General features: G+C 72.0%; 11 protein-coding genes and 1 pseudogene. 9 read left to right on the forward strand and 3 right to left on the reverse strand.

What is annotated here, in order from left to right:
• Positions 1-19: 19 nt before the first annotated feature.
• Genes ACTWQH_RS29550 through ACTWQH_RS29560 form a run of 3 tightly spaced genes read right to left on the reverse strand, consistent with a single transcriptional unit; the run spans position 20 to position 1,325 of the window.
• A complete protein-coding gene (locus tag ACTWQH_RS29550; protein WP_443289856.1) occupies positions 20-583 on the reverse strand; it encodes a putative T7SS-secreted protein in 564 nt (187 codons plus the stop codon).
• A gap of 4 nt (positions 584-587) precedes the next feature.
• On the reverse strand, positions 588-875 hold the full coding sequence (locus tag ACTWQH_RS29555; protein WP_443289857.1) for a hypothetical protein: 288 nt from the start codon (positions 873-875) through the stop codon (positions 588-590).
• 3 nt (positions 876-878) lie between these two features.
• Positions 879-1,325, reverse strand: coding sequence for a hypothetical protein (locus ACTWQH_RS29560; protein WP_443289858.1), 447 nt, complete (start codon positions 1,323-1,325; stop codon positions 879-881).
• 462 nt (positions 1,326-1,787) lie between these two features.
• Between ACTWQH_RS29560 and ACTWQH_RS29565 the strand changes: the two genes are divergently transcribed.
• The 9 genes and pseudogenes from ACTWQH_RS29565 (at position 1,788) to ACTWQH_RS29605 (ending at position 10,851) form a co-directional block, all read left to right on the forward strand.
• Positions 1,788-2,027: a hypothetical protein gene (locus tag ACTWQH_RS29565; RefSeq protein ID WP_443289859.1), complete on the forward strand. Its 240-nt coding sequence runs from the start codon at positions 1,788-1,790 to the stop codon at positions 2,025-2,027.
• Entirely contained in the window at positions 2,020-2,904 is an 885-nt protein-coding gene (locus ACTWQH_RS29570; protein WP_443289860.1) for an RNA polymerase sigma-70 factor, read from the forward strand. The genes ACTWQH_RS29565 and ACTWQH_RS29570 overlap by 8 nt, the downstream gene beginning before the upstream one ends.
• 124 nt (positions 2,905-3,028) lie before the next feature.
• Positions 3,029-3,286: pseudogene (locus ACTWQH_RS29575) on the forward strand (IS701 family transposase); the annotation flags it as partial.
• Between the two features lie 200 nt (positions 3,287-3,486).
• Positions 3,487-4,482, forward strand: a complete 996-nt coding sequence (locus tag ACTWQH_RS29580) for a LacI family DNA-binding transcriptional regulator (protein WP_443289861.1) — start codon at positions 3,487-3,489, stop codon at positions 4,480-4,482.
• 64 nt (positions 4,483-4,546) lie between these two features.
• Complete coding sequence (locus tag ACTWQH_RS29585; RefSeq protein ID WP_443289862.1) at positions 4,547-5,845, forward strand: hypothetical protein; 1,299 nt, start codon at positions 4,547-4,549, stop codon at positions 5,843-5,845.
• A 49-nt stretch (positions 5,846-5,894) separates the two neighbouring features.
• The gene (locus ACTWQH_RS29590; protein ID WP_443289863.1) at positions 5,895-7,133 is read left to right on the forward strand and encodes an extracellular solute-binding protein; all 1,239 of its coding nucleotides are present in this window, start codon (positions 5,895-5,897) and stop codon (positions 7,131-7,133) included.
• The gene (locus ACTWQH_RS29595; RefSeq protein WP_443289864.1) at positions 7,126-8,184 is read left to right on the forward strand and encodes a carbohydrate ABC transporter permease; all 1,059 of its coding nucleotides are present in this window, start codon (positions 7,126-7,128) and stop codon (positions 8,182-8,184) included. Before ACTWQH_RS29590 ends, ACTWQH_RS29595 begins: the two co-directional genes overlap by 8 nt.
• Positions 8,168-9,040, forward strand: coding sequence for a carbohydrate ABC transporter permease (locus ACTWQH_RS29600; RefSeq protein ID WP_443289865.1), 873 nt, complete (start codon positions 8,168-8,170; stop codon positions 9,038-9,040). The genes ACTWQH_RS29595 and ACTWQH_RS29600 overlap by 17 nt, the downstream gene beginning before the upstream one ends.
• A gap of 20 nt (positions 9,041-9,060) precedes the next feature.
• Positions 9,061-10,851, forward strand: a complete 1,791-nt coding sequence (locus ACTWQH_RS29605; RefSeq protein ID WP_443289866.1) for a hypothetical protein — start codon at positions 9,061-9,063, stop codon at positions 10,849-10,851.
• Positions 10,852-10,997: the final 146 nt, after the last annotated feature.

Here is a 10,997-nt window from a genome sequence, read left to right on the forward strand (position 1 = left end):
CGGTCCCAGAAGCCGTCCTTCAGGCCGTCGCTGCCGATGAACTCCCCGATCGCGTCGGCCGCGCGCTGGGCCGCCGCGTCCTTGTCGTCGATGAGGCAGGTGGAGGCGGCGGAGGACGAGGACTCCGAGACGCACGGTGATCTCGGGGTGGTGCGCGGGGACCTGGACCTGGCCCAGGGTGAGCTGCAGCGGCTGCGCGACCGCCTGGCGGAGGGTTCAGGGCGTCGATCTCGTCTTGGAGGGCATTGGCCTGGCGTCGCAGGTCCAGGCTGTCCTCCTGGGCCTCCTTCAGATCCGGCCAGTACTCGGCCAGCGCGTCGGCCACGGCGTCGTAACGCCCGTACGCCTGGAAGACGTCGTCCGACAGCTCCGTCGCCTTCTCGCGGAAGGCGTCTCCGCCCTCCGACTGCCAGCCCTCCTCGCTGTCGGTCACGTCGCGGAGCAGCGTCTGGGCGCGTTGGATGGCGTCAGCCGTCTCGCGGTAGCGGGCGGCGGCCTCCTGCACCAGCTCCCAGTCGCCCGGGATCGGGTCGGAGCCGTCCTCGACCAGGGGAGACCAGTCCCGGGGGCGGTCGTCGGCCATGGGCTCAGCCCTCCCCCTCGAGCGCGTCGACCAGCGCCTGCTCCCAGCCGCTGTACCCGTCCGCCGCTCCGCTCGCGGCCTCGGCCAGTTCTTGCAGCTTCTGCATCAGCTCGCCTCGCGTGATCTCCCAGTTCTCCGCGAACTGCTCCAGCTCGTGCGCCAGATCGTCGTGAGCAACGGATTCGCCGTACTCCTCGGCGATGTCGTTCGCGCCCTCGAACTCCGTGGCGATGAAACGCAGTCGCCGCCCCAGCTCCCGGATGTCCTCGATCGTGAGGATCACGTCGGCCATGGCTCACCCCTCCCAAGACCAGCGCAGGGACGCCGCGATGACGTCGAACATCTCCACCTGGGCCTCCGCCAGCTCCGGCAGCGGTGCGCTGAAGGTGAGGAGCAGCCAGGCGCGCGAGCCCGGGACGGGCACGTAGATCTCCAGCGGGGTGGAGGAGCGGTCCGGCGGCACCCCGAGATCTCGGGCGTCGTCGGTCAGTTCGCGGCGCCGGCAGCGCACCGCCGGCCCGCTGGGCAACGCCACCACCGCGACCTCGGCCCGCTCGCCGTGCTTCTCGCGCAGGCCGTCCGCCAGCAGCTCCACCGGTATCGCATCCGGCAGCCGCGGGTCCTCGGGCTCGGCGCTCACCAGCAGGCTGGCCGGGACGGGCACGCCGAGGACCGAGTGGGTGGACAGGTACAGCTCGATGCCGTCGCTCCGGGCCGCCCGGTCCACTATGCCGGTGAGCATGTCCCGTAACTCCCGCCGCTGCGCGGCGTGCTGGTCGCGGTTGGGGAAGGTGCGGTCGACCAGCGAGGTGACCGCGCGCTCCCGCTTCGGCTCCGAACGCAGCGGGACCCGGAACCAGTCCGTGGGGGTGATCAGGTGGTACCGAGACGGCCGCGTCCGTGGCTGTGGCCGTGGCTGCGCTGTGGTTCAACGGACGCCGCGCTTGAGGCGTTTGTGCTGTTTGTGACCATGGCAGACGTCGCTCCCCTCCCGCCGGGCTCCCCAACCCGGCACCCCATGACTGTGCGTTGTGACTGTGCGTTGGCCTGCCGTGACCCTACAACGCCGGACCGTGGGGCGAGAAGGGCGGACGTCACAACGGCGAGGGCTGTCCTGTCAGAGCTGGCGGACTGGTAACGCCACCCCAGGAGGAGGACAAAGTCATGGCGCGGATCTCCCTCACCCCCCCGTCGCACGCTCTTGGTGCGGCTGGGCGAGTGGTACTCGCTGCGCCGCACCGGCAAGGTGCTGAGGCCGGGGCTGGTGTACGGGCACAACGGGAAGGTGCTCCGCACCTACTTCCGCTTCGAGAGGGGCGTGGAGAAGTGGAACGCGCTCGATCCGGACCTGAAGCTCCTGGCCGTCATGGTCGGCGCGGCGCGCATCGGCTGCGCGGTGCGGCCCCCGGCCGCCGCCCGCGGCGTAGGGTCGAGCGGTGAGTGACGGGCTGGCGCGGGCGTTCGAGGAGCACCGGGGGCGGCTGTTCGGGATCGCGTACCGGATGCTGGGCAGCGTCGCGGACGCCGAGGACGTGGTGCAGGACGCGTGGCTGAAGTGGAGCCAGGCGGCCCAGGCGGCCCAGGCGGGCGAGATCGCCCATCCCGGGGCGTATCTGGCGCGCACCGTCACCAACCTCTCCCTCAGCCGGCTCAGCTCCGCCGCCGTGCAGCGCGAGCGGTATGTCGGGCCGTGGCTGCCCGAGCCGCTGGTCAGCGCTCCGGACGTGGCGGAGGAGGTCGAGCAGGCGGAGTCGGTCTCGCTGGCCATGCTGGTGGTACTGGAGAGCCTGAGCCCCCTGGAGCGGGCGGTCTTCGTGCTGCGCGAGGTCTTCGGCTACGCCTACCCCGAGATCGCCGAGGCGCTGGGGCGTTCGGAGCCGGCGGTGCGGCAGCTCGCGCACCGCGCCAGGTCGCACGTGGCGGCGCGGCGGCCCCGCTTCGACACCTCGGCCGAGGAACAGCGGCGGGTGACGGAGGAGTTCCTCGCCGCGTGCGTGGGCGGCGACATGGGGCGGATGCTGGAGCTGCTCGCGCCTGACGTGGTGCTGTGGGCCGACGGCGGTGGCAAGGCGCAGGCGGCGCTGCGGCCGGTGCGGGGGGCGGACAAGGTGGCGCGGTGGGCGCTGGGGGTCACGTCGCGGCTGGTGGATGTCGGGATGTGGCGGGCGTCGGTCAACGGCCGCCCGGGGATGGTGCTCACCCTGGGCGGGCGGCTCGACACCGTGGCCAGCGTGGAGGTCGTGGACGGCCGCATCGCCGCGATCCACTTCGTCCGCAACCCGGACAAGCTGCGGCACGTCGAGCTGCCGCCACGGCTCTAGTACTCCAGCAGCGAATCGTGCCTTGACCTGGTGTGTCTCGCTGATCCGGTCATGGCGGGGACGGATGAGGCCGGGGCGTGGTCGGCTGAGCTGGGACATCCCCGCCGGAGCCTGGCAGCGCCGGCGCATCGATGCCGTCGTGGGTCAGGCCCCGCCCGAGGCGTGGCAGCGTCTGTCCTGCGGCGACGGTGCCAAAGGCCCCCGCGTCCAGGACTGGGCAGCCGCGAAGCTGCCCCGCAACGTCGTCTTCGACGCCGAGGAGCCCACCCATCACCGCTGGGTGCTGGCTCGCCGCAGCATCAGTGAACCCGATCAGACCGCCTACCACCTCGCCTGCGCACCCGTCGGCACCACGACCGCCGACCTGGTCCGCGACGAAGGGGTACCGTCCGACGAGGCGCCGACGCGGCCGCGCGCTCTGGCCGGAAACCCGCCGTCGTACGGTATCCCTCACGACGGATCTAAGACAGAGTGTGCAAGATACTTGCAGACTACGAACATGGCCGCGCCCCTCGGCACGGAGGCCGAGCCCTTCGGGGAACGCCGGCGCGCGCCGCAACGCGAGGTCAAGGCAGGGGAGTCATGGCGAAGGTCGGGATCGGGGATGTCGCGAAGGCGGCAGGAGTCAGCGAGGCGACGGTCAGCCGGGTGATCAACAACCGCGGCGTGGTCGCCCCCGACACCCGCCGGGCGGTCGAGGAGGCCATGCGGGCGGTCGGGTACGCCCGCGTGCCGACCGGCAATCTGGTGCTGCTGGTCACGCCCGGGCTGCTGGATCCCTTCTTCGCCCGGCTCGCGGACCGCATGTCCGCGGCGCTCGGGCTGCAGGGGTACCGCGCCGTGGTCGCCTCGGCGTCGCCGGTCGGGGGGCCCCAGGAGCTGGACTACGTCGCGGCGATGGCCGACGCGGGGATGCTCGCCGCGGTCTTCGTCTCCGCCAGCAACACCCTGGTGGACGAGGACCCGGGGGCGTACCGCCTGCTGGCCCAGCGGCGTATCCCGTTCATCTGCATCGACGGGCCGGTCGCCGGCATGCGCGCGCCCACGCTGTCGACCAACGACCTGCTGGCGGCGGAGCTGGCGGTGGAGCACCTGTGGGAGCTCGGACACCGGCGCCTGGGCATCATGGCGGGCCCGATCGGCAACCGCCCCAGCGATCTGCGCGTCAAGGGCTTCCTCGCGTCCGTCCAGGCCTGCGGCGGCGATCCGGGCGACGCGGTCGTGGTCCGCAGCGAGTACAGCATCGAGGGCGGCAACTCGGCGGCGAGGAAGCTGCTCTCCGCCGAGGTCACCGGCATGGTAGCCGCCAGTGACGAGATGGCGATGGGCGCGATGCGGGCGGTGCGCCGCGCCGGCCTGCGGGTGCCGGGCGACGTCTCGGTGGTCGGCTACGACGACGCCTACCCGCTGGAGTTCTTCGACCCGCCGCTCACCAGCGTCCGCCAGCCGATCGAGCGGCTCGCCCAGGCCGTGGTGCCCGTCCTGACCCGGCTGGTGCAGGGCAGGCCGGTGGACGCCGGCGAGCTGCTCTTCGACCCGGAGCTGATCGTGCGGGGCTCCACCGCCCCGCCGCCATGACGTACCAATGCCGGATCGGTGAAAGTTATTGTCGAGAAGCCGTCGCTGTGCTTCCATGTCCGCCATGGCAACAGCGCATGTGGGCGGTGCCCGCTCAGAGCCGGCGCTTCCGGCGTTCCGCGCCAGCGAGCGGGACCTTGAGGCCGGCTACGCCTGGGCCACCGACCGCGCGCTGCGCTGGGTGCGGCACGGCGACGGCATCCTCCCGTCGTACTGGGCGGGGCTCACCGACCGCCCGATGTTCTACTCACGCGACGTGGCCCACCAGGCGCTCGGCGCGCACCTGCTCGGCCTGGACCGCGAGAACTTCGCGATGCTGCGGCACTTCGCGGCCTCGGCCACCCCGGCGCGGCGCTTCTACCCGCTGTGGGCCTTCCACTTCGACGGGCGCCCGGCGGAGATCGACTACCGCTCCGACGACGACTTCGTCCGCGAGACGCCCGCGCCCTTCGAACTGGTCGAGACGTGCCTGGAGCTGCGGCGCTGGACCGGCGACGAGCGCTACGCCACCGACCCGGTCCTCACGGACTTCTACCGCGCGGTGACCACCGAGTTCGTGCGGCTCCACGACATCCTCGGCACCGGCGTCGCGGGGGAGCGGGGAACCGGCGACATCTTCGCCGGCAGCCCCACCTACAACGAGGGGGCCAGCGCCCCCGGGCTCCAGGTCGCCGGGGACGGCATCGCCAGCCAGTGGGCGGCCATGGCCGCCGTCCGCGACGGCCTGCCCGGCACCGCGCTCGCCGCGCACGCCGCGGCCGAGGCGGCCGGCCTCAAGCGGCACTTCGAGGACGCGTGGTGGAGCGACGACCGCCAGCGGTACGCGACCGGGCTGTCCGAACGCGGCCCGGTGACGGCGTTCGGCTACGAGCCGTCCTGGTTCCCCGCGGTGAAGGGCCTGGCCGAGCCGGGGCCCCGGGCGGCCGCGCACCTCGACTTCGTCGCGCGCGAGATGGAGATCGCGCCCCCGTCCAACATCGAGGCGTTCACGTACCTGCCCGAGGCGTTCCTGCGCTACGGGCGCGACGACGAGGCTCTGCGCTGGATCCGCCACCTGACGGCGTCCCGCGCGGCCTATCCCGAGGTCTCCTTCACCCTGGTGGCGCACCTCCTCACCGGGCTGACCGGGCTCCAGGTCACCGCCGACGGAGCCCTGACGACACGGAGCCATCTGACCGGCGGCTGGGTCGAGGCGACCGGCGTTCCCGTGGGGGACGTCCGCGTCGGCATCCGGCACGACGGCGACGGCTCCAGCACCCTGCGGGTCACCGGATCCCGGCCGGTGCGCTGGATCGCCGAGGTCGGCGGCCGGCGCGTCGAGCAGGTCGTGGAGCCGGGGACCCAGGCCCGCGCCGTCGCCTAGCGACCGCGAGCGGCACGCAGCACCACATCGAGAGTCAAGGAAGAGCCCGATGAGAAAGACCCTGCCCATCGCAGCCCTGGGCGTCACGGCGACGCTCGTCCTCTCCGCCTGCGGCGGATCGACCGGGGGATCAGGCGGCGGCACCACCATCTCCTTCGCCCACTGGGGCAACAACCAGGAGGCGGACACGCTCGAGGCGATGGTCGCGGCCTTCGAGGACGAGCACCCCGACATCGACGTCGAGATGAACTGGATCCAGAGCGACTACGAGCAGAAGCTCCAGGTCTCGATAGCGGGCGGGCAGGCCCCGACGGTCGCGCAGATCTCCAACAGCTCCCTGGCCGGCTTCTCCTCCGCCTTCCAGGAGGTCGACGTCGATCCGGGCGCGTACTACTCGGAGAACATACCGAGCAGCATGAAGGTGGACGGCTCGTACCTCGCCGTGCCCTTCGTCGTCAAGACGAAGGTGATGGCCGTCAACGGCAACGTCTTCGACGAGGCCGGCGTCCCGCTGCCCTCCGCCGACACCCCCATGACGACGGGCGAGTACGCCGACCTCGCCCGGCGGCTCACCTCGGGCGAGCCGCCGGACAAGGTGTACGGCTCGGCCCCGCTGTGGTACGTCGGATGGCTCACCGTGGAGGGCGGCGCCTTCTACGACGTGACCGGCACCGAGTGCGCCATCGACAACGACGTCGCCGCCGAGACGGCGGACTACATCATCGACGCCCAGGCGCCCGACGGCTTCGCGCCGACCCCGCTGGAGGCCGAGGGCCAGGACATGTTCGACTGGCTGAGCATCGGGCGGCTCGCGATGCAGCCGGACTTCGGCCCGTGGGACATCGCCAAGCTGGCTGACCTGGACGACCCGAAGCTCGCCCTCGTGCCGGTGCCCGGCGACGGCGAGCCAATGGAGATCAACGGGCTGGGCATCTCCACGGACGCCACACCCGAGGAGACGGCGGCCGCCACCACGTTCGCCGCGTTCATGAGCACCTCGCCGACCGCCCAGAACCGCCTGACGACCGCCGAGTCCTCGCTGGGCGTCCCCGTCGTCGAGGCGTCCACCGAGGCGTTCACGGCGGTGGAGCCCGACCTGAACCTCCAGGCGTTCGTCGACGCGGTCGACCAGTCCCGGATCCTGCCGTCGGTGCGGCAGGAGGCCCAGATCCGGTCGGACTTCGAGTCCGCTCTCCTCTCCCGCACGGCGATCGGCTCGGGCGACGAGGACCCCGCCGAGGTGCTGCCGGAGCTCAACGAGCAGTGCCAGGAGACCCTGGATGGGTGAGCTCGTCACCGCCGTGGAGCAGGCGCTCGGCCGGCTGGGGATGGCGCCCGACGCGCAGCCGCTGGGCGCCTTCCTCGTCCTGCTGGGGGCGGTGTACGCGCTGTTCCTCGCCCCGATGTGGCTCGCGGTCCGCCGCGGGTGGATGGGCCGCTCCACCGCCGCCTTCTGGATCTTCATATCCCCCTGGGTCTTCGGGTTCCTGCTGTTCACCGCCGGGCCGATGGCCTACTCGCTGGTGCTGTCCTTCTTCGACTGGAACCTCATCGACCCACCGTCGTTCGCCGGCCTGGACAACTACACCGAGGCCGCGTCCGACCCGCTCGTCGCCCAGGCGGTGCGGGTCACCCTGATCTACGCCGCGCTGAGCGTGCCGCTGCAGGTCGCCCTCTCGCTGGGCGTGGCGCTGCTGATGAACGTCCAGGTCCGCGGCATCCACGTGTTCCGCACCATCTGGTACCTGCCCAGCCTCGTCACCGGCGTCGCCCAGGTCGTGCTCTTCCTGTGGGTCTTCAACCCCAACTACGGCCTGCTGAACGGCGTGCTCGGGCTGGTCGGCATCGACGGGCCGACGTGGTTCTCCGACCCCACCTGGGCGCTGCCCGCGGTGGTGATCATGAGCCTGTGGACCGTCGGCGGCAACATGGTGATCTACCTCGCCGGCCTGCAGGACGTGCCGACCGAGCTCTACGAGGCCGCCGGCATCGACGGCGCGGGCTCGCTCCGCCGGTTCTGGCACATCACCCTGCCCCAGATCAGCCCGGTGATCTTCTTCAACGTCATCACCGGCCTCATCGGCGCGATGCAGACCTTCACGCAGGGCTACGTGGTGACCCAGGCCGGCGGCGGCCCGTCCAACTCCCTGCTCTTCTTCGTCCTGTACCTCTACCAGAACGCCTTCGAGTACTTCCGGATGGGCTACGCCTCGGCGCTGGCGTGGATCCTGCTGCTGATGATCCTGCTGCTGACCGCGCTGATCTTCCGCGGCAGCGCCTTCTGGGTCTACTACGAGAGCGCCCGGCCCAAGGAGGACCGCCGTGCCCCCCACCCGTGACACCTCACGACCCAGGGCCGGCGGCGGGCCGCTGGCGCCGTCGCGGCTGCGGCAGGCGTGGTCCCTGATCGCCCTGGTCCTCGGCTCGTTCGTGTTCGCCTACCCGTTCCTGTGGATGATCGCGACATCCCTGCGCACCCGGCAGGGCGTGGCGGAAGGGGGCGTGTCGCTGTGGCCGGTCCAGTGGCACGTCGAGAACTACGTCGACGGCCTCTCGTCGTTCCCGTTCTGGCAGTACCTCACCAACTCGCTGCTGACGACGATCCCGCCGGTCGTCTTCACCGTGCTGTCGTCCTCGCTGGTCGGGTTCGCCTTCGCGCGGATCCCGGCGCGCGGCGCCGGCGCCGTGTTCGCCGTCGTCCTGGCGACGATGCTGCTGCCGGGCGAGGTGACCCTCGTGCCGCAGTTCATCCTCTTCCGCGAGCTGGACATGATGGACAGCCTCTATCCGCTGATCGTGCCCAGCCTGTTCGGGGCGCCGTTCTTCATCTTCCTCTTCCGCCAGTTCTACCTGCGGCTGCCGGCGTCGCTGAGCGACGCCGCGATCGTCGACGGCGCCGGCTGGTTCCGCATCTGGTGGTCGGTCTACCTGCCGCTGTCGCAGCCCATCATCGTGGCGGCGGCGGTGCTGCAGTTCATGAGCTCGTGGAACAACTTCCTCGGGCCCTCGATCTACCTCACCTCCGACCGCTGGAAGACGCTGCCGCTCGCGCTGGCCGGCTTCACGTCCGCGAACAGCACGGACACCTCACTCCTCATGGCCACCTCGATCGTCGTCGTGCTGCCCTGCGTCGTCATCTTCTTCCTGGCGCAGCGGCACATCGTCGGCGGCATCTCCTTCACGGGGGCGAAATGACGGGCGATATGACGGGCGAAATGACGTCACCGGACATCGCGGCCCCGTGGGCGCCGGGCGCGACGCGCGACGCGCGGCTGGTGCCGCTGGACCTCCCCGCCTCCTCCACCGGGCGGCTCCGGGTGGCGCAGGCCCTCGACGACCACACCGGCCGGGCCGCCGTGGCGCCGGACGGCCCGCGCAGGCTGACCATCACGCTCCGGCGGTCCTCGGCCGGCCCTGCCCGCCTGCTGGCCAGCCTGCCGGCGCCCGACGCCGTCACGCTGTGGCGGCCGGGCAGCCACCAGGAGAGCGTGCAGCTCCCCCCGGCCTGGGGCCCCGCCCGCGAGGTGGGCCCGTTCAACGGCGTCTGCCTCGGCGCCCTCCTCGGGCGCCGCGACCGCACCATCCTGACCTTCGGGGCGACGGCAGGCGACCGGACGGTGCGGGTGCGCGCCGGCATGGTGGAGGAGACCGCCGACTTCGTGCTCGACATCGAGTGCGACCTGGGCGGTGATCCGCTGACGGTCCACCTCGACACCACCGGCGACGGCTTCGCCGCGAGCGTCGCGGCGGCGGGGCGGCGGCTCGGTCTGGCACGGCCACAGGTCACGGCCGCCAACGAGGCGCCCACCCTGTGCACCTGGTACTCCTTCCACCAGGACCTGGACGCGCGCGAACTCGACCGCGAGCTGCGGATCGCCGGCACGCTGGGGTTCGGCACGCTGATCGTCGACGACGGCTGGCAGACCCCCGACACCGAGCGCGGCTACGGCTCGTGCGGCGACTGGCGCGTCGAGCCCGCCAAGGTGCCCGACGCCCCGGCCCTGGTCGACCGGGCCCTGACGCTGGGTCTGCGGACCGTGTGGTGGATCGGGACGCCGTTCGTCGGCTACCGCTCCCGGGCGTACCGCGAGGCGTTCCTCCCGACGATCGACGACGAGCCCGCGATGGAGGCGTCCGTGCTCGACCCGCGCTCCCCGCGGGCGCGCCGGCACCTCGTCGAGCGGGTGGCCGAGCTGATGCGCTCCTCCGGCGCCCACGGGCTCAAGCTCGACTTCCTGGAGCGGTTCGCCACCGCCCGCGACGCCCCCGCGCCCGCCGACGCCGACCACCCGGATGCGACGGCCGGGGGCCTGGCGCTGCTGACGGAGCTCGCGCGGACCGTCGAGGAGGTCCGCCCGGACGCCATGCTGGAGTTCCGCGAGCCCTACGTGTCGCCGTCCACCATCCGCACGGCGACGATGATCCGCGTCGCGGACTGCCCGCTGAGCCCGTCGCAGAACAGGCGAGGCATCGTCTCCATGCGCCTGGCGACCTCCGGCGTGGCCGTCCACAGCGACCCGATCATGTGGTCGCCCTCGGACAGCCCGGAGCGGATCGCCCAGCACCTGCTGGCCGCGCTGTTCGGGGTGCCGCAGGTGTCGGTGCGCCTGGCCGAGCAGCGGGACAGCGCCGTGGACGTGCTCCGGCACTGGCTGGCGTTCTGGCGGCGGCACGCGCGCGTCCTGCTCCACGGGGAGCTGGCGGTCACCGGCGTCGCCGCCGGCTACACGGTCGTCCGGGCGGCCGGCGGCGGCCGCGTCATCTCCGTGCGGTACGCCGATGTGCTGGTGCCCGTGCCGGGCGGCGAGTGGACCGAGTGGCACCTGGCCAACGGTGGCGAGGACGGCGTGACGTTGCACGACGACTCGGGCGGCGCGTTCGACATCGCGACCCACGACTGCCGCGGCCGGCCGGTCGGCCGGCTCACCGGCGTCGACCTCGCGCTGCGCACCCTCGCCGTGCCGGCGGGCGGGCGCGCCCTGATCCGGCGGCACCCGGCCGGCTAGCAATCTGCAACTGGAGTACTAGTACTCCAGTTGCAGATTGCTATCTGCGCTGGTCAGAGGTGGGTTTCTGAGTGTACTCGGTTGATGGGCCGTCAGTGAGGCCGAGTTCGTGACCTTGGGTGCGGCGGTGGCGTTGTGCTGGTCGT

Source organism: Streptomyces sp. 6N223, from assembly GCF_052246635.1.
Taxonomy (GTDB): Bacteria; Actinomycetota; Actinomycetes; order Streptomycetales; family Streptomycetaceae; genus Streptomyces.